The organism is Patescibacteria group bacterium, from assembly GCA_004297215.1.
Taxonomy (GTDB): domain Bacteria; phylum Patescibacteriota; class Patescibacteriia; order UBA9934; family GWF2-40-263; genus 2-01-FULL-63-20.
This window is the reverse complement of sequence record SCUM01000002.1, coordinates 53,029-78,342: the sequence shown is the minus strand read 5'-3', so window position 1 is coordinate 78,342 and position 25,314 is coordinate 53,029. Positions and strand designations below refer to the sequence as shown.

The window sequence follows — 25,314 nt, the reverse complement described above, 5'->3', positions numbered from 1 at the left end:
TCAAACACTCTGGCTCACCGGGCCAGTAATTTTATTTATGCGGGAGTTGCTTAAGACGCATTTTGGCTACGACGCATTTCGGCCATTGCAGGAAGAAATCATCGACACCGTCCTTAAGAAGCAGGACGTGTTGGTGCTTATGCCGACCGGTGGAGGGAAGTCGCTGTGTTTTCAGCTGCCGGCACTCAAGTTTCCAGGGATCACCCTCGTCGTTTCGCCGCTCATCGCGCTCATGAAGGACCAGGTGGATGCCCTCACGGCAAACGGAATCAGTGCGGCCTGCCTGAACAGTACGTTGGATGGCGACGTGTCAGACGACGTGGAGGCGCGTGCGCTGTCAGGCGAGCTGAAGCTGCTGTACGTAGCCCCGGAACGGTTGGCCCAGCCCGCGTTCCAAGTATTTTTGTCGCATCTGAACGTCTCCCTCATCGCGATCGACGAAGCGCACTGCATTTCGGAGTGGGGACACGATTTCCGGCCGGATTACCGCAACATGAAGGAGCTGCGGAGGGTGTTTCCCGGCGTGCCGGTAATCGCCCTTACGGCAACGGCCACGCCGAGGGTCAAGGAAGACATCCTGAAGGAACTCCGGATGGAAGATGCATCCGTGTTCCTGTCGAGTTTCAACCGACCGAACCTTCGGTATGCCGTCCGTCCAAAAAGGAACGCGGTCGGGCAGCTCGTCGGGCTTTTGGAATCATATAAGGAAAAGCCGGTGATCGTATATTGCTTTTCCCGCAAGAACACGGAAGAGGTCGCCGAGCAACTCTGTCGCGCCGGGTTCCAGGCGCTTCCGTATCATGCCGGATTGAATCGCGACGTGCGCGCGCAGACGCAGGACAAGTTCATCCGCGACGAGGTTCCCGTCATCGTCGCCACCATCGCGTTTGGCATGGGCATCGACAAGCCCGACGTGCGTCTGGTCGTGCACATGGATTTGCCGAAGACCATCGAGTCGTATTATCAGGAAACCGGCCGCGCGGGCCGCGACGGGCTCCCGAGCGAGTGCGTGTTGTTCTACACGTATGGTGACAAGCGCAAGCAGGATTATTTCATCAACATGATGGAGAACGGGCCGGAAAAGGCGCTCGCGATCCAGAAACTTGCCCAGGTCATCTCGTATTGCGAGACGCGCACCTGTCGCCGCAAGTTCCTTCTTGAATATTTCGGTGAACGCGGCGAATCCGCGACGTGTGATTCGTGCGATGTCTGCGTCCCTCCGCCAAAACAGGCGATCGATGCCGTCGTCGCCCCCTCGAAATCTCCCGAAGGACTTCCGTTCGAGGCAGACCTGTTCCAGATCCTCCGCCGGGAACGGAAAACGTTGGCCGACGCGCAGAACGTCCCGCCGTTCGTCATCTTCGGCGACAGGACGCTGCAGGAGATGGCGTACTACCTTCCGCAGACCCTCGGCGCGCTCGCGCAGGTGTTCGGCGTCGGTTCTCGGAAGCTCGCGCAGTATGGCGAGACGTTTCTCGGGCACATCCAGACGTACACACGTTCGCACCGACTCGCTGAACGTATACATCCGCGGCGCGCAAGGACGTAAAACAAAACCCCCGGCCTAGGCCGGGGGTTTGTTGTCTAAGAGGGAAGCTCGTAAGTCAGGCTAAAACAATGTTTCTATTTCCTGTCGTTTCTTCCAGTCCTGTGTAGATTCCTTCGTATTCGGAGGATCTCTCAGACCTGAGATAACTCAGCACGAGGGGTAGAATACCATACCGAGGGGATTTTGTCAACCCTTATGCCAAGGTTAGCCAATATTTGGTCGGTTGACAGGGGAGATGCGAACGGTAAGATGCTCGCATTATGAAGAATATCCGCCGCATCCTGGAACTGTCGAAACGCACCGGAGATCGGGTGATTATCACCGATCCGGAAGGCGAGGACGCCTTCGTGGTGATGGGTTTGGACCAGTATGAAGGGCTTTTGGGGCCCGGAAAGGTTGAAAGGGTCGAAAATACTGAAAAGGTGGAAAGGACGGGGAGGATGGATGGTCCGAGCCTACGTCAAGATCGGGACATCCGACCATTGCAGCCTAAGGACGAAGATGCGCCTCCGCCGGACCTTTTTGACCTCATGAAACCGGCAAACGAGGCCGGAGACACCTGGGATATAGGCAAAATGAGCGACGGCGAACGGGAGGACGTGCTTCGCCAGTTCATGGCCTATCAGGGCGAGGAGGAGAAAGACGCCCCCAAGAGCCCTGGAATGAACCTTAATTCAGCCAAGAAAGACTCCTTCGATGAGGATCAGTTTTACCTCGAACCGGTAGAATAAACGCAGGGACCCCAGCAAACTTGCGCAGTTCAGGGGGCCCTGCTATACTTGGCCACATCTTTCATCTACATCAATAATTCGCTAATTAAAGAGCTCTTTTCGCCCATTGGGCTCGACCTCATTACGCGTATGGCAGACGTCTTTCAACGCAGCAAGCCGCACGTGAACGTCGGCACCATCGGCCACGTCGACCACGGCAAGACCACCACCACGGCGGCCATCTTGGCCGTGCTCGCCGCGCACGGCGGCATTGCCCAGAAGAAGGGCGTGGATGATCTCGACAAGGCACCGGAGTCCAAGGCCCGCGGCATCACGATTGCCACGGCCCACACGGAATACGAGTCCGAAAAGCGCCACTATGCGCACGTGGACTGTCCGGGACACGCCGACTACATCAAGAACATGATCACCGGTGCCGCCCAGATGGACGGCGCGATCCTCGTCGTGTCCGCTGCTGACGGCCCCATGCCGCAGACCCGCGAGCACATCCTGCTCGCCCGCCAGGTGGGCGTTCCCGCCATCGTCGTGTACCTCAACAAGGTGGACATGGTGGATGATCCGGAGCTCATCGACCTCGTGGAGCAGGAAGTCCGCGACCTCCTTACCAAGTACCAATACCCCGGCGCCACCACCCCGGTCATCCGCGGTTCGTCTTCCAAGGCGCTTGCCAACCCGTCCGACCCGGCGGCTTCCAAGCCGATCCTCGACCTCGTGGCCGCGCTTGACTCCTTCATTCCGGACCCGGTCCGCGAGACCGACAAGCCGTTCCTGATGCCGATCGAGGACGTGTTCTCCATCGAGGGTCGCGGCACCGTCGTGACCGGCCGCATCGAGCGCGGACAGGTGAAGATCAACGAGGACGTGGAGATGATCGGCCTGCGACCGGAGGCCACGAAGACCGTGGTCACCGGCATCGAGATGTTTAACAAGCAGCTCGAGTCCGGCATGGCCGGCGACAACGCCGGGTTGCTCCTGCGCGGCGTCAAGAAGGAAGACGTCGAGCGCGGCATGGTGCTCGCCAAGCCCGGTTCCATCACCCCGCACACCGAATTTGAAGGCGAGGTGTACGCCCTCTCCAAGGAGGAAGGCGGCCGCCACAAGCCGTTCTTCAAGGGATACAAGCCGCAGTTCTACATCCGCACCACCGACGTGACCGGCGAGGTGACCCTCCCGGAAGGCGTGGAGATGGTGATGCCGGGTGACACCGTGAAGCTGAAGGTGGCCCTCATCGTCCCGGTGGCGCTCGAGGAGAAGTCCAAGTTCGCCATCCGCGAAGGTGGCCGCACCGTCGGAGCCGGCGTGGTGACCAAGATCCTCAAGTAACTCACCGTTCCGGTTAACCGTTCCTTCCCCTGTGGCGCAACCAGCAAAAAAGGACCAGGAGGAGAAGTCGAGGATCCGCATCAAGATCCGCGCGTACGACCACAAGATCATTGACCAGGCCACCCAGACCATCATCAAGACGGCGGAGCGGTCCGGAGCGAAGATCCTGGGGCCCGTGCCTCTCCCCACGGAGAAGCGCAAGTTCACGGTGAACCGGTCGACGTTCATCGACAAGGACAGCCGCGAGCAGTATGAGATGCGCATCCATAAGCGGCTCATCGACATCAGCGAATGGACCGAGCGCACCATGGATTCGCTCATGAGCCTCAACTTGCCGGCTGGAGTGGACGTAGAGATAAAGACCTAAGTGATTGATCCACGGATGTGGCTAGGTCGTTGACCCGGCCCGTTCCGTGGGTCCATCCCGCGAACAGCTCGAAGAACACGGAAGAAAGATCCATTGGAAAACCTTCCGGAGCTTCAAACGGCTGCATTCAGGAGTCCCTCTCATTACCATCGACCCCATACAACCTTGCCTTTCCCGCGCCTGTCTGTGGGAAAACAAGGGTCAGAAGCCGGGATGCATCGTGCGGATGTCTCTCGACTTCTGGCTTTTCGCTTAGGAAGCCGGGGTATGTCCGTGACCATCCACGGACCAATACATGGACGCTATGCCATTCATCATCGGGCGCAAGCTCGAAATGACGCAACATTTCAGGGAGGACGGGACCGTCGTGCCTGTCACGATCGTCACCACGCAGCCCAACGTCGTCACGGCGGTGAAGACCACCGAGATTGACGGGTATTCTGCCGTCCAGATCGGGACCGGCGTGAAGAAGGCCCTGCCCATGTCAGAAGCGGGACACCTTAAGGACCTGCCGCAGGTCGGCACCCTGCGCGAATTCCGCGTTTCCGCGACCGACCTCAAGCGGGGCGACGCGGTGACCGTCGACGCGTTCGTGCCCGGCACCATGGTCGACGTGACGGGGATTTCCAAGGGAAAGGGGTTCCAGGGCGTGATGAAGCGCCACGGGTTCTCCGGCGGTCCGGCTACGCACGGCCAGAAGGACCAGATGCGCATGCCGGGATCCATCGCCTCGCAGCGCCAGGGTCCGGTCAGCAAGGGCCAGCGCATGGCCGGCCACATGGGCGCCTCGCGCGTGACCGTCAAGAACCTCGAAGTGGTTGCCGTCGATGCGGCGAAAGGCACGCTCGCCATCAAAGGCGCGGTGCCAGGAGCCCATGGGACGCTGCTCATGATCGTCGGCCGTGAAGGGAAGACCGTATGGCAAAAGTAACCCTCTATAACCAGGAAGGCGCCAAGGTGGGCGAGCTCGCGCTCGACCCGGCGCTTTTCGAGGTGAAGGCGAACCCGGCGCTCGTGCACGAGGCGGTGGTGGCCCAGACCGCCAACTCCCGCGTGGTCACGGCGCACACCAAGGACCGCGGCGAGGTCGCCGGCACCGGCAAGAAGCCGTGGAAGCAGAAAGGCACCGGTCGTGCCCGCCACGGGTCGCGCCGCTCCCCGATCTGGGTGGGCGGAGGCGTCACGTTCGGTCCCACCAGCGAGCGCAATTTCTCGGTGAAGATGAACCGCGCCGCCCGCCGCAAGGCGCTCGCGATGGTGCTTTCCGACAAGGTGGCCGGCGAGAGGCTCGTGGCGGTGGATTCGCTCGCGCTTCCGGAGGCGAAGACCAAGCGCGTGGCCTTCATGCTTGCCAAGCTTCCGCTTGCAGGCTCGAAGACCCTCATCGTGGTCGAGGCCGAGAACCGGGGCGTGGCCCGCGCGGCCAAGAACCTGCCGCGCGTGTCCACCATCTCCGTCGGGAGCCTCAACGTCGTCGACCTGTTGTCCCACGAGACGATCGTCGCCTCCAAGGCCGCGCTCGAAGCGCTCGTGAAGACTTATAAGCGCGCCTGATATGGGAATCCTTGACCGATTCAAATCAAAGAAGGAACAGGAGATCGCCGGCGACGTCGCCGCGGCTCCCAAGAAGGCCGAGAAGGCCGCAGGGAAGCCGTCCGCCAAGGGCGTATCGCCGAAGGCCACGAGCAAGGCGCTCCCGGAGAATCTGGTGAACGTCATTACCGCGCCGCTCGTCACCGAGAAGGCCGCGACGATCGCGCATGCGGGCCAGTACTCCTTCGTCGTAAGCATGGACGCCACCCGCGTGGACGTCCGCAACGCGGTGAAGGCGATGTACGGCGTCACGCCGACGAGCGTCAACATCATGCGCGTGCGCGGCAAGGTGGTCCGCTTCGGCGGCCGGGAAGGGATGCGCAGCACCTGGAAGAAGGCGGTCGTGACCCTGCCTAAGGGCAAGACGATCGACGTGTACGAAGGAGTCTGATATGCCCGTGAAACAATACAACCCGACCACCGCCGGTCGCCGCCACTCAAGCGTCGACGCCTTTGCCGACCTTACGAAGAAAGGGAAGAAGGGGCCGGAGAAGAAGCTCACCACGGCGCGCCGCCGCAAGGCCGGCCGCAACGCAAGCGGCAAGATCACCGTCCGTCACCAGGGCGGCGGGGCCAAGCGCCGCCTGCGCGTCGTCGACGCGGTTCGCGACAAGTTCGACGTGCCCGCGCGCGTGATCGCCATCGAGTACGATCCGAGCCGCGGCGCGCGTCTCGCGCTGCTGCAGTACCAGGACGGCGAGAAGCGTTACATCGTGGCCCCGGCGGACCTCCCCGTGGGCGAGACGATCGTGTGTTCCAAGCAGAAGGGCGAGATCAAGGTGGGCAACCGCTTCTCGCTCGAGCACATCCCGGCCGGCATCAACGTGTTCGACGTGGAGATCATGCCCGGCAAGGGCGGCCAGATCGCCCGCGGCGCCGGCGCCTCCGTGGCCCTCATGGCCGTCGAAGGCGCGTACGCCACCCTCAAGCTCCCGTCCGGCGAGGTCCGCCTCGTCGCGCGCGAGTGCATGGCGACGATCGGAAGCGCGTCCAACCAGGACCGCCGCCTCGTCCGCTGGGGCAAGGCCGGACGCATGCGCCATCGCGGCATCCGCCCGAGCGTGCGCGGCAAGGTGATGAACCCGGTCGACCACCCGCACGGCGGCGGCGAGGCCAAGAACTCCATCGGCCTCGTCCATCCCAAGACCCCTCAGGGGAAGCCCGCGCTGGGCGTGAAGACCCGCCGCAAGCAGGCCTCGGACAAGTTCATCGTCTCCCGCCGCCCGAAGGGCCGGTTCGTGGGCGCCTAAGCCGTACTCCCTATGTCTCGCAGTTCCAAGAAAGGCCCGTACGTCGACCAGAAGCTCCTCAAGAAAGTGGGGAAGCTTCGGGCCGGCGACAAGACGGTGATCAAGACCTGGGCGCGCGCCTCCTCGATCACGCCGGAGATGGTGGGATTCACCATCGCGGTGCATAACGGCCGCGACCACGTCCCGGTGCGCGTCGTCGAGAACATGGTCGGGCACAAGCTCGGCGAATTCTCCCCGACCCGCAAGTTCGTCCGCCACGGAGGCAAGCTCCAGAAGGACACCGAAGCCGCCGCAGCCGGCGGCACGCCGAAGCCCGCTGCGGCCGCCCCGGCCGCGAAGAAGTAACCGCTTATGGAAGTCCACGCAAAAGCCCGCTACGTCCGCGTGTCGCCCCGCAAGGTGCGCCTCATTATCGATCTCGTGCGCGGCATGCCGGTCGCCCGCGCGATCGCGCAGCTTACCTTCATGAAAAAGGCGGCGGCGCTCCCCGTGATCAAGCTCATCAACTCCGCGGCCGCCAACGCGCAGCACAATTTCGGCCTCGACGCCTCTTCCCTGTACGTGAAGTCGATCATGGCCGACGGCGGCCCGGTCCTGCACCGCTGGCGCGCCCGCGCCTTCGGCCGCGCGGCCCCCATCCGCAAGCGCATGAGCCACGTGAGCGTCACGCTCGCGCCCATCGCGGGGATGGAAGGGAAGGCGCCGGAGACGAAAAAGAAACCCGCCAAGCCCGCCAAAGGCGGATCCGCCTCCGTCGGAAAGCCGGCGGCCATGAAGAAGGCCAAGGCCACCACCTGATATGGGTCACAAAGTCCATCCGAAATCCTTCCGGCTCGCCGTCACCAAGGACTGGGACGCCACGTGGTTCGCGTCCAAGGACGCGTTCCGCCAGAACCTCCGCGAGGACGTCTCCATCCGCCGCTTCCTGAAGAAGGCGCTCAAGGACGCGCTGGTCGACCGCATCGTGATCGACCGCAGCCGCGGCATCCTTGCCGTCAACGTCCATGCGGGGAAGCCCGGCATCGTCATCGGCCGCGGCGGCGCCGGCATCGAGGAGCTCGTGAAGAAGATCAAGGGAGAGTTCTTCCGCGGCCGCAAGGTGAACCTCACGGTGAACGTGAAGGAGATCGCCCAGCCGTCGCTCTCCGCCTCCCTGATCGGCCAGCAGATCGCCGCCGACATCGAGAAGCGCATGCCGTTCCGTCGCAGCATGAAGATGGCGATCGAGCGGGTGCTGAAGAGCGGCGCCGAGGGGGTGAAGATCACCATCGGCGGACGCCTCAACGGCGCCGAGATCGCCCGCGTGGAGACGCTCGCGAGCGGCAAGATCCCGCTGCACAACCTGCGCGCGGACATCGATTTCGCCCGCGAGACCGCCTATACCATCTACGGCACCATCGGCATCAAGGTATGGGTGAATCGCGGGGAGAAGTTCGCGGCCAAGACCGCCGCCCAGGCCGAAGCCAGGGCCGCCTAACGTCCCCGTATGCTTATCCCCAAAAAAGTAAAGCATCGCAAGTGGCACAAGGGCCGCGCGCGCGGCAAGCGCGTCGCGACCCGCAAGATCCGCCTCGCGTTCGGTTCGTGGGGGCTCAAGGCCATGGACGAGGCGTGGGTGAGCTCGCGCCAGATCGAGGCGGCGCGCCGCGCCATGACCCGCGCGATGAAGCGCGGCGGCAAGCTGTGGATCCGCATCTTCCCCGACAAGCCGGTCACCACCAAGGGGGCCGAGATGCCGATGGGCAAGGGGAAGGGCGCGGTGGACCATTACGTGGCCATCGTCCGCCCGGGCACCGTCATGTTCGAGATGGACGGCGTCACGAGCGAGGTGGCGCGCGAGGCCATGGAGCTCGCGCGGCACAAGCTCCCGATGAAGACCCGCGTCGTCACCCGCGACGTCCTCTAGCCCCCGCGATATGAAGCGTACCGACGAATTGAAGGAGCTGCGCGGCAAGTCGTCCGAGGCGCTCGTGCGCGAGCGGGCGATCCTGCGCACGCGGCTGCGCGACCGCGCGTTCAAGCTCTCGAGCAACCAGGTGAAGGACGTGCGCGAGGTGCGCGAGACGCGCCTGCGCCTTTCCCGCGTGAACGCGGTCCTCGCCGAGAAGGCTTCCGCCTAACCGACCCGTTATGGAACATCCTCAAAAGACCACGGCCCGCACGTTCGTCGGGACGGTCGTCTCGGACAAGATGGACAAGACCATCGTCGTCCGGGTGGACCGCACCGTCGTGCACCCCAAATACGGCAAGCGCTACGTGCAAAGCCGGAAGTTCAAGGTGCACGACGAGGGGAACGTCCACAAGGCCGGGGAGACCGTCTCGTTCGTGGAGACCCGCCCGCTCAGCCGCGACAAGCGGTGGCGCGTGATCAACAAGGCCTGATATGGTGCAACATCGCACAATGCTGAAAGTGGCCGACAACACCGGGGCGAAGAAGCTCCAGGTGATCCGCGTGCGCGGCGGGTACAAGAAGGACGTGGCCGGCATCGGCGACGTGGTGAACGCCGTCGTCAAGGAAGCCGCGCCTCACGGCACCGTCAAGAAGAGCGACGTGGTGCACGTGGTGATCGTGCGCGCCCATAAGGAGACGCGCCGCAAGGACGGCACCTACATCCGCTTCGACGAGAACGCCGGCGTCATCGTCGACCCGAAGACCAAGGACCCCAAGGGGACGCGCATTTTCGGGCCGGTGGCGCGCGAGCTGCGCGCCCGCGGATTCGGGAAGATCATCTCGCTCGCCACGGAAGTGCTCTAGACCCCTATGAAACTCAAGACCACAGACATCGTCCGCGTGATTGCGGGAAAGGACAAGGGCAAGCAGGGCAAGGTCCTGCAAGTGTTCCCGTCGCTCAATCGCGTGGTGGTCGAGGGCGTGAACCTCGCCACGCGTCACCTGCGCGGCAACCGCGCCTCCGGCGGGAAAGGCCAGAAGATCCAGTTCCCCTCGCCGCTCCACGCCTCCAACGTGATGGTGGTCGGGAAGGGCGGGAAGACGGGCCGCGTCGGCTACAAGTTCCTCGAGACCGCCGGCAAGCGGACGAAGGTGCGCGTCCTTCGGACGAAGGGCGGAACGGAGGATATCGGCTAACCGTATGGCATTGAAAGAACACTACAAGACCGTCGCGATCCCGGCCCTGCGCCAGGCGTTCGGGTACAAGAACGTGCATGCGGTGCCCGCAATCACCAAGGTCACCCTCAACGTCGGATTGAGCAAGGGGCTCAAGGACGCCAAGTTCCTGGAGACCGCCGAGTCCACGCTGCGGCGCATCACCGGGCAGCAGCCGGTAAAGACCAAGGCCCGCATCTCCATCTCCAACTTCAAGATCCGGGAGGGGATGGTGATCGGGATGAAGGTGACCCTGCGCGGCGCGCGCATGTGGGATTTCCTGGAGAAGCTCATCAAGGTTTCCATCCCGCGCATGCGCGACTTCCGCGGCCTGCCGGAGAGGGGATTCGACGGCCAGGGCAACTACACGATGGGGTTCAAGGAGCACATCGCGTTCCCGGAGATCCGCAGCGACGAGATCGAGGTGGTGCACGGGCTGCAAGTGACGATCGGCACCAGCGCGAAGACGAAGCCCGAGGCCCTGGCGCTCCTGAAAGCGCTCGGGATGCCCATCGAGGAGAAGAACGCCTAAACCCCCTATGGCCACGAAAAACCAGGTCGCCAAGTCCGCCCGCAAGCCGAAGTTCACCACGCGCGTGGTGAACCGCTGCTGGCGCTGCGGGCGCAAGCGCGCGTTCATGCGCCAGTTCGCCTTGTGCCGCATCTGCTTCCGCGAGCTCGCGAACCGCGGGGAAATCCCCGGGGTGACGAAGGCCAGCTGGTAAGCCCACCTCCTATGATCACCGACCCCGTTTCCGACATGCTCACCCGGCTGCGCAACGCGCTTGCCGTGCGTCGCGACGTCGTGGAGCTGCCGCACTCAAACCTCAAGGAGGCCATCGCGAACATCCTCAAGCGCGAAGGGTACCTGTCCTCGGTCGAGAAGACCGGGCAGGTCCCGCATGCGATGATCCGCGTGGCGCTCGCCTACGAGCACGACCGTCCGCGCCTGCGCACGCTGCGGCGCGTGAGCAAGCCCGGAAGCCGCGTGTACATGAAGACCGGCGAGATCCGCCCGGTGATGTCCGGCATGGGCATCTCCATCATTTCCACCCCCAACGGCCTCATGACGAACCGCGAAGCGCGCTCCCGCCGGCTCGGCGGCGAGGTGATTTGCGAAATTTCCTGATATGTCCCGCGTCGGCAAGAAACCCATCCCCGTCCCCGAGGCTGTCACGGTGACGATCGACGGCCAGCAGGTCTGCGTGAAGGGGCCTCTGGGCGAGCTTCGCGCCACCGTGCACCCGGCCGTGTCCGTGACCCTCGCGGAGGGCGGGAAAGCCGTGGAGCTCACGGTGAAGGACCAGGAGGACGTCTTTGAGCGCTCCCTCTGGGGGACCTGGCGCGCCAACATCGCCAACATGGTGGTAGGCGTCACGGCCGGGTTCACCAAGGCGCTCGAAGTGAACGGCGTCGGCTTCCGCGTGACCCTTTCCGGCAAGAAGCTCGTCCTTGCGCTCGGGTTCAGCCACGACATCGATTTCCCGATCCCGGAAGGGATCACCGCCAAGGTGGAGAAGAACGTGATCACCCTGAGCGGGCCTGATAAGATCCAGGTGGGAGAGATCGCGGCCCAGATCCGCTCCTTGAAGAAGCCGGAGCCGTACAAGGGCAAAGGGATCAAGTACTTGGACGAGACGATCCGCCGCAAGGCCGGAAAGGCCGCGGGCAAGGCCGCCGAATAAACGCGAATCCCGTATGACCAACCTCATTGCGAAGAAACGCGCTTCCGCCATGCGCCGCGCCGCCCGGGTGCGTGCCGTGGTGCGCGGCACCAAGGAAGCTCCGCGCCTCACGGTGAAGCGCAGCGCCAAGCACGTGTACGTGCAGCTCATCGACGACGGGGCCGGCCGCACCCTTTGTGCCGCTTCCGATCGCGACGTGTCCGCCAAAGGCGGATCCGCCTCCGGCGGAAAGGAACATATGAAGCCGGTCGAGGTCGCCCGCGCGGTGGGGAAGGCCCTTGGCGAGAAGGCAAAGGCGCTCGGCGTCACCATGGCCGTGTTTGACCGCGGGAGCTACCGTTATCACGGCCGCGTGGCCGCACTTGCCGACGGCGCCCGCGAAGCCGGATTGAATTTCTAATGCTATGGACGACAAGAAACCCAACGCAACGCCTCCCGCCGCCGGCTCCGCTCCTCGCGCCTCCGCGCGCGGAAGCTCGCGCCCCGGTGGCGCTCCCGGTCGCGGCGGACAAGGCGGCGGTGCCGGTCGCGGCGGTCCGCGCAGGAGCGGCGGCCGTTCCGACCGTGAAGCGAGGGAGTTCGAGCAGAAGACGCTCGCGCTCGACCGCGTGACGCGCGTCACGGCCGGCGGGAAGCGCATGTCCTTCCGTGCCGCGCTCGTGATCGGCGACAAGAAAGGTCGCGTGGGCCTGGGCGTCGCGAAAGGGGCCGACGTGCAGCTGTCCATGGACAAGGCGTACCGCCAGGCCAAGAAGCACATGGTGCGCATCACGCTTGAGAACGACACGATCACGCATGCGGTCCATGCCAAGTTCGGTTCGGCCGAGGTGCTGCTGAAGCCCGCCCCGAAGGGGGTCGGCCTCAAGTGCGGCGGGGCCGCGCGCATCGTGCTCGAGATGGCCGGCGTCCCGAACGCGGTCTCAAAGGTGATGAACTCGAGCAACAAGATCAATATCGCCCAGGCCACGCTCGCGGCCATCCGCGAGCTGCGCGCCCGTCCGGCCCGCTCGCCGAAGGCGGAGAACCCCACGGAAGAGCCCAAGGCCTAACCCCAATCCTATGTCGATGACCCTGCATTCCATCAAGCCTGAGAAGGGTTCCCGCCGCGCTGGCAAGCGCGTGGGCCGCGGCCTGTCCAAAGGCGGCACGTATTCAGGTCGGGGCGCCAAGGGTCAGCGCGCCCGCGCCGGCGGCAAGGCCGGGCTCAAGCTCATGGGGCTGCGCCGCATCATGATGCGCATCCCGAAGCGCCGCGGGTTCAAGAGCCTCGCGCGAGAGGTGGAAGCCGTGAACGTCTCCGACCTCGCCCGCGCCTTCGCGGACGGCTCCAAGGTGACGCCGGCCTTCCTGTGCAAGAAGGGACTCATCTCCTCGCCGACCGCTCCCGCGAAGGTGCTCGGCGACGGGAAGATCGGCATCGCCCTCACCCTGTCCGGCCTCGCGGTGTCCGCCGGCGCCAGGGCGAAGATCGAGAAGGCGGGCGGCAGCATCTTGAACTGAAGACTGAAGGATGAAGACTGTAGGATGGTATCCTTCATCCTACATCCTACATTCTAAATATCCCCCTATGCTTCCCATCCGCCGCATCTGGAAATCCCCCGAGGTCCGCAAGAGCCTCCTGTTCGTGTTCGCGCTGCTCGTGGTGACACGGTTCGCCGCGCACGTGCCGGTGCCGGGGGTGAACCCGGACGCGCTCACGAGCCTCGCGAGCGGCAACCAGCTGTTCGGGCTCCTGAACCTCGTCTCCGGCGGCACGCTCACGAACTTTTCCGTGGTCGCCCTCGGGGTGGGCCCGTACATCACCGCGTCCATCATCTTCCAGCTCCTCGCGATGATCGTCCCGAGCATGGAGGAGATGCAGAAGGAGGAGCAGGGACGCGCGCGCATCAACCGCTGGACCCGCCTGCTCACCGTGCCGCTCGCGTTCCTCCAGGGGTACAGCCTCATCCTCCTGTTCGGCTCCCAGGCCTCCGGCCAGGCCATCTTCACCGACAGCACGGCGTTCACCGTTGTGCTCGCCATCACGGCCATGACCGCCGGCACGGTGTTCCTCATGTGGCTCGGGGAGCTCATTTCCGAGAAGAACGTCGGCAACGGCATTTCGATCATCATCTTTTCCGGCATCATCGCCGGGCTTCCGAGCGGGCTTTCGCAGGCGTTCGCCACGTACGACCGTTCGCAGCTCGTCACCGTCCTCGGGTTCGCGGCCGTGGTCGTGGTCACCGTGGTCGCCATCGTGGTGATGAACGAGGCGGTACGCAAGATCCCGGTGCAATACGCGCGCCAGATGCGCGGCAGCCGGCTCGCCGGCGCGGTCTCAAGCTTCCTCCCGCTCAAGCTGAACCTCGGCGGCGTGATCCCGATCATCTTCGCCATCTCGATGATCCTGTTCCCGACCACGCTCGCCCAGTTCTTCGTGAACGCCACCACCCCGGCCGTGCGCGAGGCCGCCCAGTGGATCATACGCATGTTCGAGAACCAGACGGTGTACGCGACGACGTTCGCGGTCCTCGTGTTCGCCTTCACCTTCTTCTACGCGAGCGTGATCTTCCATCCGGACCGCGTGGCGGAGAACCTCCAGAAGCAAGGCGGGTTCATCCCGGGCATCCGTCCGGGGGTTCCGACCGCCCAGTATCTCGGGTGGATCACCAACCGCCTGCTGCTCGCCGGCGCCACGTTCCTTGCCATCGTCGCCGTATTGCCGAACGTCGTCCAGGCGACCAGCGGGAACGCGAGCCTGATCATCGGCGGCACCTCGGTGCTCATCGTGGTCTCGGTCGTGATCGACACGGTGAAGCAGATCGAGGCGCAGCTGACGATGAGGGAGTACGAGCTGTAATCGTTACGAACCAACGAACTATTACGAAACTACGAACTGATCGTAGTTTCGTTGTTTAGTAGCTGTTCCTTGGTTCGTAACGCTGCTATCATCGGTTTCGTATGAATGCCCCCCTCAAAATCCTCCTGCTCGGCCCGCAAGGAAGCGGCAAAGGGACCCAAGCCAAGCTCGTCGCCCGCGAGCTCGGGATCCCGGCGTTCAGCATGGGGCAGCTGTTGCGCGACGAGATCGCCACCGGCTCGGCGCTCGGCAAGGAAATCGACGCCATCATCGCCCCCGGCAACCTGGTGAGCGACCAGACCGCGGCGCGCGTACTGCGCAAGCGTCTCGGCCAGTCGGATGTCAAGAACGGGTATCTTCTCGACGGCTATCCGCGAAGCAAGGAGCAGGCCAAGGCGTTCACCTTCGACAAGCCCACGCACGTGGTCGTCATCGAGGTCCCGAAAGAGGAATCGTTGCGCCGCCTGTCCGGTCGGTTGACCTGTTTCACATGCGGCACCGTGTACAGCATGAAGGACGGCCGCAAGCCGGGCGACGCCTGCGAATGCGGCGGTCGCATGGATGTGCGCAAGGACGACACGCCAGAGGCCATCGAGAAGCGCCTCAGGATCTACGAAGAAGAGACCGAACCGCTCATCGCGGTGTATGGCGGCCAAGGGCTGGTGCGCCGCATCGACGGGGTCGGCGAGGTCGAGGAGATCCACAATCGCATCGTGAAGGCAATCGATCGGTAGCTATGTCCATGACCAAGACCCCGGAAGAGATCGAGAAACTGCGCCGGGGCGGGGCGCTGCTTTCGCGCGCATTGAAGGCGGCGGTGGATGCCGTGAAGCCGGGGGCCGTTGTGAAAGACATCGACGCGGTCGCGGAGAAGGTGATCCGTGACGGGGGAGGGACGCCGTCGTTCCTTGGCTATCAGAATGACAAGGACGACCCGCCATTCCCGAGTACGGTGTGCGTATCCATCAATGCGGAAGTGGTGCACGGCCTGGGGAACCGCGACCTCACGCTCAAGGAAGGCGACGTGGTGGGGCTCGACATCGGGTGCTGGTTTGAGGGGCTGTGCACGGACATGGCCGTCACGGTTCCGGTCGGGAAGGTGGACGCGGCGGCGGCGAAGCTGATTCGCGTGACGCGTCAGGCGCTCATGGACGCGGTCGCGGCCGTGAAGGTCGGCGGGGAGATCGAAGACGTCGCCCGCGCGGTGGAGAGGTCCGTGGGCCCGCACGGGTATGGGATCGTGCGCGCGCTCACGGGCCACGGCGTGGGCCACAAGGTGCACGAGGCGCCGCACGTGCCGAATTTCACGAGCCCGCACCACCCCAAGGTGAAGATCAAGGAGGGGATGGTGCTTGCGCTCGAGCCGATGCTTGGCGAAGGCGACTACCGCGTGAAGACCGCCGACGACGGTTGGGCCGTGGTGATGGCGGATGGCAAGCGCGGATCGCACTTTGAGGTGACGATCGTCGTCACAAAGGATGGGCCGGAAATCATCACGCCGTTGCCCGTATGAGGATCCTCGGCATCGATTACGGCGACAAGAAGATCGGGCTCGCGTTCGGGGACAGCACCGTAGGTGTCGCTGTGCCGCTCGACGTGGTGCCGAACCGTGGGGAGGAGACGATCCGCGTCTTCGCGAAGCGGGTCAGTGCGGAGGATATCGACATGATCGTCGTCGGGGTCCCACTTTCGACCGGCGGGCATCACAGCTCGGCGCAGCTCGACAAGACGCGCGCGTTCATCAAAGCCCTTGAGGGAGCTATCTCGATTCCCGTTGTCGAAGAAGACGAAAGTTATACGACGGCCGAAAGCATCCGTCTCCAGCGCGAAGAGGGGTCGGACGCGGAAGAGGATGCGCTCGCGGCGATGCTCATCGTGCAGCAGTATTTGGGCCGGCGGATCGAACGCACCTAGGCTATGAACCGATCAACGCGCATCCTGAGATGGGTCCTCATCCTTCCCGTCGCCTTCCTTTCTGCCGGATGCTTGTTCGTCATTTGCATCGTCCCTTTGGCATTCTTGCTCGCGCGGCTTATCCCGGAGTTCGGCGTCTCATGGACGAGCGGCTTTATGAGATACCTTCTCGTCCGAGAGGGGATCCTCGCGCTCGTCTGGGGCTTGGCAGCCTTCTGTTTCGTCTTTTTCGGCACCGCGACGGCACCCGGCCATAAGATGCGGACAGCCGTCTCGCTCGCCGCGTTCATCACGCTATATTCCGTATCTCTGCTCGCGTCAGCGGACGACAGGCTCCACCAAGCCGTCCAGGCGCTGCCGTCTATGGCCGGAGCCTGGGTGGCGGTCTTGGTCGTGAGGAAAAAGATGCCCGCGAAGACGTCCCCCTGATGGCCACCCTCTTTCGGACAACCGGCGTCGTGCTTTCGCGGCGGGACCACCGGGAAGCCGATCGGTGGTATTCGGCGTTCACGGACGGGTACGGGAAGGTGGAGTTTTTGGCGCGCGGCGGGCACAAGCCGCTTGCGAAGTTGACGCCGCACCTTGAGATGCCAGCCGAGATCGACCTGTTACTGGTCGACGGGCGGCAATATTTCACCGTGGCCGCGTCGGATCGCGTGCGTGCGTTCTCGAATCTGTACACCGACCCCGGCAAGCTCACGCTCGTTTCCGGCGCATTGCACCTGGTGGACATCGGCACCAAGCCGCACGAGGCCGATCCGGTGCTCTACGACGAACTCAAGCGATTCCTTTCGGCCGTGGACGAGGCGCCGGCGCTCTCCGCCGAACGCGCCGGGTTCCTGCTCGCCGCGTTCGCGCTCAAGCTTCTCGCCATCATCGGCTACCGTCCCGAGCTCGCCAACTGCCTCGCGTGCAAGGACGCGCTGCGCCCCGGCTCCTACCGCTGGTACGCCCCCAAAGGCGGCGTGGTGTGCGACGGGTGCGCCACGCGCGACGCCTCGCAATGGTTCGCCGCCCGGCCCATGAAGGACGAGACGCTCAAGCTCATCCGCTTCGCGCTTGCCGAACGGTTCGAGCACCAGCTGCGCCCGCACCTCCCCGCCGACACGCTTGAGGCGTTCCACGAGGCCGTGGAAAGCCTCATCATCTCCCATTTCCCGACGATTCCAGCGAACTCCCTCCGCGCCGCGTGCATTGTCTAAGGGTTGACAAAAGTCTCCTTTTCATCTACTCTTAGCAGTCGTTCTTTTAATAAAGAGTCGTGCTTGAACGCGGTAATTTGGGGCTGAATCTCGGCCATAAATGGCCGCGTTCAAACAATGGTTCGCATGGGTGTTCAGATGGTTGGACGACTCATACTCGCCACGCGGCAACAAGAAAGGGGCTCGCCACATGGCTCGCCTTCCGAAAGAATTGACCCTCGGAGAATGGATGGCGTTCGAGCGCGTGATCGTTGCGTCGAACATGACGGCCGAGGAGGTCAAAAACATCGTTGAGGACCCGTCGTTGTTCGGCCAAATGTTGGAGTCCTATCGGTCGTTTAGGGACTCCAACCCCTTCGCCTTGCCGGTGGAGGAGCTCATCAATCGGTTCCGGATCGCCAACGAGGAAGAGGGCTGGGGATACGGCGAAGAAACGTTCGACGCGCTCGCGAAGAGCGCACCGGAGCTCCCAAAGGGCCGCCAAACGTTCCTCACCCTACGCATCCGCAAAGGGGAAGGGGAGAAGGGAGTCGAGCAGACCTTCGAGATGCATGCGAACCGCATCGAGCGCGTGCGCGGATTTCTTACGCGACGCTTGGACTGTCTGAAATCCGGCAAGAACCGCCTGATGGGTCATGACACCGACAACCACAAACCCACAGTGGAGTGGGCTGTGGTGGATTATGCCAAGTATTCCACCATGTGGTACACCTTTACCGATGAGAGTCTCACCATCGTTTGGCTCTACCATGAGCACATCGGCCACAACGCCGACCACCCCGCGCTCCAGCTTGGTGGCTACAAACTCGATGCCGAGCCGGGGGAATTTGAGAAGTATGGTCACTTCCCCTGATCTGAACCGACTCTTCACGGTGAACCTGTGATTTGAACTGCTCAAAGCTCGGATCTCTATGGGCCCCAACCCTAGACTCCGAGTTTTTTCATTGCCTTTTCCGAGTCTTTTCGCTACAATTTGCGCTGACTTTGGATGCTATGACCTCGACGACCGTCTCCGAAATCGGCGCTCACGTTGGCCAAGAAATCGAGCTTAAAGGCTGGGCGTACAACTTCCGCTCCAGCGGGAAGATTTTCTTTTTGCAGTTCCGCGACGGGACCGGGCGCGTGCAGGTCGTCTATTCCAAGGCGGCGCTTTCGCAAGAGCAGTGGGCGATCCTTGAGAGCATCCGCCTGGAGTCGTCGGTCATCGTCACGGGGACGGTGAAGCCGGATCGTGCCGGGACCGGGTTTGAACTTGACGGGACCTCCTTCAAGGCAATCCAAATCGCGCCGGACGATTATCCGATCGGCAAGAAGGACCACGGGCCGGATTTCCTCCACGACCAGCGCCACCTGTGGCTGCGCAGCGAGAAGCAGTGGGCGATCCAGCGCGTGCGCAACACGATCATCAATTCTACTTTCGCTTATCTCAACGAGCAGGGATTCATCAAGATCGATTCGCCGATCCTCACACCGAACGCGTGCGAAGGGACGACCGAGCTTTTCGAAATGGATTACTTCGAGCTCGGCAAGGCGTACTTGTCGCAGTCAGGGCAGCTGTATCTTGAAGCTGCCGTGATGAGCGTCGGGCGCTGCTTCGACTTCGGGCCGGTGTTCCGCGCCGAGAAATCGAAGACGCGCCGGCACCTCACCGAGTTTTGGATGATGGACGCCGAGGCCGCATTCGTGGAGCACGAGGGGAACCTCGCCATCCAGGAAGGGCTCATATGCCGCATCGTTGCGGACGTGCTCGCGAAGAATGCGCACGAGCTCAAGATCTTGGAGCGTGACGTCGAGCCGCTCAAGAAGGTGCAGGCCCCGTTCGTGCGCATGACGCATGCCGAGGCGGTGAAGAAGCTGCGCGAGCTGGGCAGCGACATCGGCGACATGGACGATTTGGGCGCCGACGACGAGACGATCCTCACCAAGCAGTACGACCGCCCCATCTTCGTGGAAAAGTACCCGGCCGTCGTGAAGGCGTTCTACATGAAGCGGGACCCGGCCGATCCCACGCGCGTGCTCAACGCCGACCTGCTCGCGCCCGAAGGCTACGGCGAGATCATCGGCGGGAGCCAGCGCGAGGACGACCACGACGCTTTGCTCGCCCGCATCAGGGAGCACGCGCTGCCCGTCGACCAATTCCAGTGGTATCTCGACCTGCGCAAGTACGGCTCGGTCCCGCACAGCGGCTTCGGCTACGGCCTCGAGCGCATCGTGGGCTGGATCTGCGGAGTGCAGCACATCCGCGAGACCATCCCGTTCCCGAGGCTCATTAACCGACTCACCCCGTAATATGGAACGAACCTGGATTCACGACGCGGCGGACATGGCCGGGCAGACGGCGACCTTCAAGGGGTGGGCGAAGTCGGTGCGCGTGATGGGCGACAAGCTGGTGTTCATTGACCTGCGCGACGGCAGCGGCATCCTTCAGGTCGTCTGCTACAAGCCCGACCTGTCGCCTGAAGTGGCCGCGGCGGTGGACTCGATCAAAACCGAGTACGTGCTCGAGATCGAGGGCGAGGTGAAGGCGCGCGGCGCGAAGCAGGCGAAGGAAGGGGAGCGCAACGGCGCCGTGGAGCTTTCGGCCAAGCGCGTGGCGATCCTCAACGCCTGCGAGACGCCGCCGTTCGAGATCGATAAGGACACGAGCGGGATCAACGAGGAGCTGCGCCTCAAGTATCGCTACCTCGACCTGCGTTCGGACCGGATGCACAGGAACATGTGGAAGCGTAGCGCCATCACGCGGTTCATCCGCGAACACCTGTATGGCGAGCACTTCACCGAGGTGGAAACCCCGATTCTCACCAAGGGGACGCCCGAGGGCGCGCGCGAGTTCCTGGTGCCCAGCCGCGTGCATCCGGGCAAGTTCTACGTGCTCCCGCAGTCGCCCCAGCAGCACAAACAGCTCCTGATGGTGGCCGGGAAGGAGCGTTACTTCCAGATCGCCCGGTGCTTCCGCGACGAGGACCAGCGCGGCGACCGCCAGCCGGAGTTCACGCAGGTGGATCTCGAGATGAGCTTCGTGGAGCGCGAGGACGTGATGGGGCTCATCGAGGGGATGCTCGTGAAGCTCGTGAAGGAGCAGTCGCCGGAGAAACGCATCCAGCAAGTACCGTTCCCGCGCATGAGCTACAAGGAGTCGATGGAGAAATATGGGAATGATCGGCCGGACATCCGCGAGGACAAGAATGACCCGAACCTGCTCGCGTTCTGCTGGGTGATCGACTTCCCGTTCTTTGAGAAGACGGAGGATGGCGGCCCTTCGACAGGCTCAGGACAGGGATGGACGTTCACGCACAACCCGTTCTCGCGCGCCGTGCCGGAGCACCGCGAGGCGCTCATGGGGAAGAAGGACATCGGCAGCATCCTCACCAGCCAGTATGACGTCGTGCTCAACGGGTTTGAGATCGGGGGCGGGAGCATAAGGAACCACGAGCCGGAGGCGCTGCAGCGCGTGTTCGAGATCATGGGGTTCGCGCTCGATGACATCAAGGCGCAGTTCGGGCACATGCTCGAGGCGTTCCCCTTCGGCGCGCCTCCGCACGGCGGCATCGCGCTGGGCCTCGACCGCCTGATCGCCCTCCTGTGCAATGAGCCCAACATTCGCGAGGTCATCGCCTTCCCGAAGACCGGCGACGCCCGGGATCCGATGATGGGAGCGCCGAGCGACATGCCCGAGAAGGCGCTGCGGGAGGTGCATATTCGGAAGGCGTGAAGGCCTCAGGCAGGAAGGCCGCAGGAAAACTGGTATAATCCCTGAGGCCTTATCGCCTTCACGCCCTCATGCCTTTCGCCGTCTCCCTTGAGAAATTTTCCGGGCCGCTCCAGCTCCTGCTTGAGATCATCGAGCGGGAGGAATTGCCCATCACCGAGGTGTCGCTCGCGAAGGTGGCGGACGACTATTTGCGTTACGTGAACGCGACCGACGTGCCGGCCGAGGAGCTCGCCGATTTCCTGATGGTCGCCACCAAGCTGCTGCTCCTCAAGAGCAAGGCGATCCTGCCGCAGCTCGCGGTGGAGGAAGAAGTGGACGGCAATGCGCTCGCGCTGCAGCTCAAGATGTACAAGGAGTTCGCGGACGCGAGCAAGGGGATCGAGGCGCTGTGGAACGCCCCGGCGAACATGTTCGCGCGCGAGCGTGCCAAGGCCGTCGCCGTCGCCTCGTTCTCGCCGCCGGAAGGGATTTCCCCCCAGACGCTCGCCGACGCCTTCCACGTCATGCTCAAGCGCCTCGAGCCGTTCTTTGCCTTGCGCCAGACGGCCATGGAACGCGTCGTGTCCGTCCAAGAGCGCATCCGCGACATCCACCGCGCCATCCTCGAACGCGCGCGGCTTACGTTCCGCGAGGTGTCCGCCGGCGCCGCGAGCAAGGTGGACGTGGTGGTGAGCTTCCTCGCGCTGCTCGAGCTCGTGAAGCAGCGCGTGGTGCGCGTGGCCCAGAGCGATTCTTTCGCGGACATCACGATCGCGAGAGCTGATTAGACCGGAAGGCCTCAGGCGACAAGGCCCCAGGAATCCCCTGATGCCTTCACGCCTACAGCCTTCACGCCTCCTCCTATGATCACCACGACCCTCGAAGCCATCCTCTTCGCCTCGGCGAAGCCCCTCACCGTCACGACGCTCAAGAAGGCGCTTGGCGTGTCCGACGAGGTGCTGCGCGAGGCGCTCGACGACGTGAAGGCGCGTTTCAACGCGGAAACGAGCGGCATTCACCTGGTGGAAGCTGACGGCGCCGTGCAGTTCGCCACCAACCCCTCATGCGCCGAGGCGCTCGCGGCGATGCTCAAGCAGGAGGCGAGCGGGGAATTGACGCGCCCGAGCCTGGAGACCCTCACGATCATCGCGTACCGCGGGCCGATCACCAAGCCCGAGATCGAGCAGATCCGCGGGATCAACTGCTCCCTCATCCTGCGCAACCTTGCCTTGCGCGGACTCATCGAGGAGGCCGATGACGTTGCGCGCCTCCAGCCCGTGTACACCGTCTCGCTCAAGTTCCTCCGCCACCTCGGCGTGCACGCCGCGTCGGAGTTGCCGCAATACGGCGACCTCCACGGCAACGAGCGCATCGGCAAGATGCTCGAGGAGCTCAACGCCATGCCGGCCGAATAGCCTTGACCCCATGATCATCCGGCTCGCCGCCCAACTCATCCTTGCCACGACGCTGTTCCAGATGTTCCCGATCGACGCGGGGGTTGTTGAACGCGCGGCCACGCTCCCCGTGTCCGCCCCGCGCGAGGGCGCCGGGGTCCGCGACGCGCTCTCCCTCATGGCCCGGCCGATCCTTCCGGAGGCGGGCGACCGCAAGCCTGTGAAAGTGGAGGCGGAGAGCCTCGGGGTGGTGACCACGGCCGTGAGCGCCATGGTGGTGGACCGCGCGACCGGCGAGGTGCTGTTCGAGAAGAATGCCGAGGAGCCGCGTTCCATCGGATCCATCACCAAGCTCATGACCGCGTACGTGTTCCTGGAAGGTCGGCCTGACCTGTCCGCCCCGGCGGAGATCCAGTCCTCCGACGTCCGCGCGGGAGGCGTGCAGCACCTCTCGGGCGGCGACCAAGTGACGGTTCGCGACCTCCTTCGCGCGAGCTTGGTGGGGTCGGACAACACGGCTACCGCCGCGCTCGTCCGCCTCTCCGGCCTCCCGGGCGGGGATTTCGTGGCCCGCATGAACGAGACGGCCGCCGAGATGGGGATGCGCAAGACCACGTTCGTGGACGAGACCGGGCTTTCCTCCGACAACCGGTCCATCGCCCCGGACCTCGTGCGCATGATCGACCGCACCATGCAGGTGGAGGAGATCCGCGCGGCCACCGAGCTCTCCGCCGTGGACATCCGCGGCGCGTCGGGACGCACCTACCGCGTGGAGAGCACGAACGACCTGCTGGGCACCTTCATGAACAGGCCGCCCTACCGCATCGTGGGCGGGAAGACCGGATTCCTGCCGGAGGCCGGATACTGTTTCGGCTCCATCGTCTCCGAAGGGGGCGGCCACGAGGTCATCGTGGTCGTGCTCGGCTCCGACAGCAAGGACGGCCGGTTCCAGGACGCGAAAGCGCTCGCCGCGTGGGCCTTTAAGGTGTACAAATGGCCTGACGAACAGAAGTCATGACCTGCCTCCCATGATCCCCGCCTGGATCCAAGTGATGTGTATTGCCATGCTGCCCGTCATCGAGACGCGCGGCGCGTTGCCATTGGGAATCCTCGCGTACAAGCTCCCCACGTTCGTGGCGTTCGCGGCATCCGTGATCGGCAACCTGGTCCCCGTGCCGTTCATCTACCTCACGCTTCCGATCGCGTTGCGGTCCCTCGAGCGCGTGAGTCCGCGGTTCCATGCGTTCATGCAGACGTATTTCCATGCGGTGAAGGAAAAACATCGGAAGTCCTTCGAGACGGCGAGCGCCGTGGCGATCTTCGTGTTCGTCGTCGCGCCGTTCCCCGGCACCGGCATGTGGACTGCGACCCTCCTCTCGGTGCTGTTCGGGATCCCGTTCGCAGTGGCGTTCCCGGCGATCGCCCTGGGCGTGCTCGTGTCCGCCCTCGCGATCCTCGCCGTCACCACCGGCGGTATCGCCCTCTTCTGATGACCATCGCCATCGACGCTAGGGACATTTGCGCCTTAGACGGCAGCCGCGGCGCCGGGATCGGCCATTACACCTGGTCGATCGTCCGAGCGCTCTGCGCGCTTACCTCGCATCCGCTCGTCGTCGCCGTCCCGGCGGCGTTTTCGCGACGGGAGGAGGAGGAGTTGAAGGCGGTGAGGCCTCAGGCGGACAAGGCCACAGGCCTCAGGGTCGTGAGGATGGGGAGGAGGAGACTGCCGTTTGTCGGGAGGCATCTCGTCACGCCGATCCGGCTCATGATGGAACGGCCGGACCTGCTGTTTTGTCCGAGCGGGGAAGCGCCGCTGGGCTGGCGCGGGCCGTCGGTCGTCACGGTCCACGACCTGTCCGTGTACGACCATCCCGACTGGTTTCCGGAGGGCGACCGGGATAACTGGTCGCGTCGACTCATCTTCCCGCGCAGCGTGCGCCGGGCCGCGGCCGTCATCGCGGTTTCCCGGGCGACACGGGCCTCGCTTGCGGCGCGGTTCCCCGAATCGTCGGGGAAGACCGTCGTCATCCATGAGGGCGTATCGCTTCCGGACGCCTTCGCGCGCGCGTCGCAGCCCGACGACCTGGTGCTCTCCATCGGCACGGTGGAGCCGCGCAAGAACTACGCGACCGCGATCCGCGCGTTCGACGCGTACCTTCGCCGCTGTCCGGACCGCGCCGCCGGATCGCGCTACGTGATCGCCGGAGCGATCGGCTGGAAAGCGGAGGATACGCTCGCGGCCGCGGACGCGGTGAACGAGGCGTGGCGCGCGCATGCGCCGGACGGCCTGGTTCGCGTGCTCGGCGCCGTCACGGAGCAGGAGAAGTGGAGCCTGCTCGCGCGCGCCGGAGCACTGCTCATCCCGTCCTGGCACGAAGGGTTCGGGCTCCCCGCGCTCGAGGCCATGGCCGCCGGGGTGCCGGTGATCGCGAGCACCGGCGGGGCGCTCCCGGAAGTGGTGGGCGATGCCGGCATCCTGGTGGCTCCCGACGACGCGGAAGCGATGTCGCTCGCGCTCGCCCAGTGCCTGCTCTTGCCTGACGGGACGAAAGAGCTGGTCGAAGAGGGAAAACGAAGAGCTGCCGCGTTCACGTGGGAACGGGCGGCGAGGGAGACGTTGAAAGTTCTAGAAGAGGTTGTAAGGGTTTGAAAGGTTGTAAGAGTGTTGGA

The 25,314-nt window shown here is 64.0% G+C and carries 36 protein-coding genes and 1 pseudogene; all 37 read left to right on the top strand.

Annotated features, from left to right (window positions below):
* Positions 1-37 precede the first annotated feature (37 nt).
* Positions 38-1,549: an ATP-dependent DNA helicase RecQ gene (locus EPO34_04585; GenBank protein TAK03312.1), complete on the top strand. Its 1,512-nt coding sequence runs from the start codon at positions 38-40 to the stop codon at positions 1,547-1,549.
* 260 nt (positions 1,550-1,809) lie between these two features.
* Positions 1,810-2,280, top strand: coding sequence for a type II toxin-antitoxin system Phd/YefM family antitoxin (locus EPO34_04580; GenBank protein TAK03311.1), 471 nt, complete (start codon positions 1,810-1,812; stop codon positions 2,278-2,280).
* A 129-nt stretch (positions 2,281-2,409) separates the two neighbouring features.
* Positions 2,410-3,603 (top strand): elongation factor Tu, encoded by a 1,194-nt coding sequence (gene tuf, locus EPO34_04575; protein TAK03310.1) that lies wholly within the window; start codon positions 2,410-2,412, stop codon positions 3,601-3,603.
* Positions 3,604-3,634: 31 nt separating this feature from the next.
* Positions 3,635-3,970: a 30S ribosomal protein S10 gene (locus EPO34_04570; protein TAK03309.1), complete on the top strand. Its 336-nt coding sequence runs from the start codon at positions 3,635-3,637 to the stop codon at positions 3,968-3,970.
* A 304-nt stretch (positions 3,971-4,274) separates the two neighbouring features.
* Positions 4,275-4,901, top strand: a complete 627-nt coding sequence (rplC, locus tag EPO34_04565) for a 50S ribosomal protein L3 (protein TAK03308.1) — start codon at positions 4,275-4,277, stop codon at positions 4,899-4,901.
* Positions 4,889-5,524: a 50S ribosomal protein L4 gene (locus EPO34_04560; protein ID TAK03307.1), complete on the top strand. Its 636-nt coding sequence runs from the start codon at positions 4,889-4,891 to the stop codon at positions 5,522-5,524. Before rplC ends, EPO34_04560 begins: the two co-directional genes overlap by 13 nt.
* Before the next feature lies 1 nt (position 5,525).
* Positions 5,526-5,954: a 50S ribosomal protein L23 gene (locus EPO34_04555; GenBank protein TAK03306.1), complete on the top strand. Its 429-nt coding sequence runs from the start codon at positions 5,526-5,528 to the stop codon at positions 5,952-5,954.
* 1 nt (position 5,955) lies between these two features.
* Entirely contained in the window at positions 5,956-6,813 is an 858-nt protein-coding gene (locus EPO34_04550; protein TAK03305.1) for a 50S ribosomal protein L2, read from the top strand.
* Between the two features lie 12 nt (positions 6,814-6,825).
* Positions 6,826-7,158 carry a 30S ribosomal protein S19 gene (locus tag EPO34_04545; protein TAK03304.1) on the top strand — a complete coding sequence of 111 codons (333 nt, stop codon included), beginning with the start codon at positions 6,826-6,828 and terminating at the stop codon, positions 7,156-7,158.
* A gap of 6 nt (positions 7,159-7,164) precedes the next feature.
* Positions 7,165-7,611, top strand: a complete 447-nt coding sequence (locus EPO34_04540; protein ID TAK03303.1) for a 50S ribosomal protein L22 — start codon at positions 7,165-7,167, stop codon at positions 7,609-7,611.
* Position 7,612: 1 nt separating this feature from the next.
* Positions 7,613-8,290: a 30S ribosomal protein S3 gene (locus EPO34_04535; GenBank protein ID TAK03302.1), complete on the top strand. Its 678-nt coding sequence runs from the start codon at positions 7,613-7,615 to the stop codon at positions 8,288-8,290.
* Between the two features lie 9 nt (positions 8,291-8,299).
* On the top strand, positions 8,300-8,719 hold the full coding sequence (locus EPO34_04530) for a 50S ribosomal protein L16 (GenBank protein TAK03301.1): 420 nt from the start codon (positions 8,300-8,302) through the stop codon (positions 8,717-8,719).
* Between the two features lie 10 nt (positions 8,720-8,729).
* Positions 8,730-8,933, top strand: coding sequence for a hypothetical protein (locus tag EPO34_04525; GenBank protein ID TAK03300.1), 204 nt, complete (start codon positions 8,730-8,732; stop codon positions 8,931-8,933).
* A gap of 10 nt (positions 8,934-8,943) precedes the next feature.
* Positions 8,944-9,195 (top strand): 30S ribosomal protein S17, encoded by a 252-nt coding sequence (locus EPO34_04520; protein ID TAK03299.1) that lies wholly within the window; start codon positions 8,944-8,946, stop codon positions 9,193-9,195.
* 1 nt (position 9,196) lies between these two features.
* On the top strand, positions 9,197-9,568 hold the full coding sequence (locus EPO34_04515) for a 50S ribosomal protein L14 (protein TAK03298.1): 372 nt from the start codon (positions 9,197-9,199) through the stop codon (positions 9,566-9,568).
* A 6-nt stretch (positions 9,569-9,574) separates the two neighbouring features.
* Positions 9,575-9,901, top strand: a complete 327-nt coding sequence (gene rplX, locus EPO34_04510; GenBank protein ID TAK03297.1) for a 50S ribosomal protein L24 — start codon at positions 9,575-9,577, stop codon at positions 9,899-9,901.
* A 4-nt stretch (positions 9,902-9,905) separates the two neighbouring features.
* A complete protein-coding gene (locus tag EPO34_04505; GenBank protein TAK03296.1) occupies positions 9,906-10,451 on the top strand; it encodes a 50S ribosomal protein L5 in 546 nt (181 codons plus the stop codon).
* Positions 10,452-10,458: 7 nt separating this feature from the next.
* Complete coding sequence (locus tag EPO34_04500) at positions 10,459-10,644, top strand: type Z 30S ribosomal protein S14 (protein ID TAK03295.1); 186 nt, start codon at positions 10,459-10,461, stop codon at positions 10,642-10,644.
* An 11-nt stretch (positions 10,645-10,655) separates the two neighbouring features.
* Positions 10,656-11,048 (top strand): 30S ribosomal protein S8, encoded by a 393-nt coding sequence (locus EPO34_04495; protein TAK03294.1) that lies wholly within the window; start codon positions 10,656-10,658, stop codon positions 11,046-11,048.
* A gap of 1 nt (position 11,049) precedes the next feature.
* Positions 11,050-11,604, top strand: a complete 555-nt coding sequence (locus EPO34_04490) for a 50S ribosomal protein L6 (protein TAK03293.1) — start codon at positions 11,050-11,052, stop codon at positions 11,602-11,604.
* A gap of 13 nt (positions 11,605-11,617) precedes the next feature.
* Positions 11,618-12,004, top strand: a complete 387-nt coding sequence (locus EPO34_04485; protein TAK03292.1) for a 50S ribosomal protein L18 — start codon at positions 11,618-11,620, stop codon at positions 12,002-12,004.
* 163 nt (positions 12,005-12,167) lie between these two features.
* Positions 12,168-12,653, top strand: a pseudogene (locus tag EPO34_04480) (30S ribosomal protein S5).
* 10 nt (positions 12,654-12,663) lie between these two features.
* Complete coding sequence (gene rplO / locus EPO34_04475; protein ID TAK03291.1) at positions 12,664-13,104, top strand: 50S ribosomal protein L15; 441 nt, start codon at positions 12,664-12,666, stop codon at positions 13,102-13,104.
* 67 nt (positions 13,105-13,171) lie between these two features.
* Positions 13,172-14,443 carry a preprotein translocase subunit SecY gene (gene secY, locus EPO34_04470; protein ID TAK03290.1) on the top strand — a complete coding sequence of 424 codons (1,272 nt, stop codon included), beginning with the start codon at positions 13,172-13,174 and terminating at the stop codon, positions 14,441-14,443.
* 101 nt (positions 14,444-14,544) lie between these two features.
* On the top strand, positions 14,545-15,177 hold the full coding sequence (locus tag EPO34_04465) for a nucleoside monophosphate kinase (GenBank protein TAK03289.1): 633 nt from the start codon (positions 14,545-14,547) through the stop codon (positions 15,175-15,177).
* 2 nt (positions 15,178-15,179) lie between these two features.
* The gene (map, locus tag EPO34_04460; protein ID TAK03288.1) at positions 15,180-15,956 is read left to right on the top strand and encodes a type I methionyl aminopeptidase; all 777 of its coding nucleotides are present in this window, start codon (positions 15,180-15,182) and stop codon (positions 15,954-15,956) included.
* Entirely contained in the window at positions 15,953-16,357 is a 405-nt protein-coding gene (gene ruvX / locus EPO34_04455) for a Holliday junction resolvase RuvX (GenBank protein TAK03287.1), read from the top strand. Before map ends, ruvX begins: the two co-directional genes overlap by 4 nt.
* Positions 16,358-16,513: 156 nt before the next feature.
* Complete coding sequence (locus EPO34_04450; protein ID TAK03286.1) at positions 16,514-16,786, top strand: hypothetical protein; 273 nt, start codon at positions 16,514-16,516, stop codon at positions 16,784-16,786.
* Positions 16,786-17,559 carry a DNA repair protein RecO gene (recO, locus tag EPO34_04445; GenBank protein TAK03285.1) on the top strand — a complete coding sequence of 258 codons (774 nt, stop codon included), beginning with the start codon at positions 16,786-16,788 and terminating at the stop codon, positions 17,557-17,559. Before EPO34_04450 ends, recO begins: the two co-directional genes overlap by 1 nt.
* A 190-nt stretch (positions 17,560-17,749) precedes the next feature.
* A complete protein-coding gene (locus EPO34_04440; protein ID TAK03284.1) occupies positions 17,750-18,412 on the top strand; it encodes a hypothetical protein in 663 nt (220 codons plus the stop codon).
* 140 nt (positions 18,413-18,552) lie between these two features.
* Positions 18,553-19,848 (top strand): asparagine--tRNA ligase, encoded by a 1,296-nt coding sequence (locus EPO34_04435; GenBank protein ID TAK03283.1) that lies wholly within the window; start codon positions 18,553-18,555, stop codon positions 19,846-19,848.
* Position 19,849: 1 nt separating this feature from the next.
* Entirely contained in the window at positions 19,850-21,271 is a 1,422-nt protein-coding gene (locus tag EPO34_04430; protein TAK03282.1) for an aspartate--tRNA ligase, read from the top strand.
* 68 nt (positions 21,272-21,339) lie between these two features.
* Positions 21,340-22,038: a hypothetical protein gene (locus tag EPO34_04425; protein TAK03281.1), complete on the top strand. Its 699-nt coding sequence runs from the start codon at positions 21,340-21,342 to the stop codon at positions 22,036-22,038.
* A 75-nt stretch (positions 22,039-22,113) separates the two neighbouring features.
* Positions 22,114-22,665, top strand: coding sequence for an SMC-Scp complex subunit ScpB (gene scpB, locus EPO34_04420; GenBank protein TAK03280.1), 552 nt, complete (start codon positions 22,114-22,116; stop codon positions 22,663-22,665).
* Positions 22,505-23,662, top strand: a complete 1,158-nt coding sequence (locus EPO34_04415) for a D-alanyl-D-alanine carboxypeptidase (GenBank protein TAK03279.1) — start codon at positions 22,505-22,507, stop codon at positions 23,660-23,662. Before scpB ends, EPO34_04415 begins: the two co-directional genes overlap by 161 nt.
* A 10-nt stretch (positions 23,663-23,672) precedes the next feature.
* On the top strand, positions 23,673-24,134 hold the full coding sequence (locus EPO34_04410; GenBank protein TAK03278.1) for a ligand-binding protein SH3: 462 nt from the start codon (positions 23,673-23,675) through the stop codon (positions 24,132-24,134).
* On the top strand, positions 24,134-25,294 hold the full coding sequence (locus EPO34_04405; GenBank protein ID TAK03277.1) for a glycosyltransferase family 1 protein: 1,161 nt from the start codon (positions 24,134-24,136) through the stop codon (positions 25,292-25,294). The genes EPO34_04410 and EPO34_04405 overlap by 1 nt, the downstream gene beginning before the upstream one ends.
* Positions 25,295-25,314: the final 20 nt, after the last annotated feature.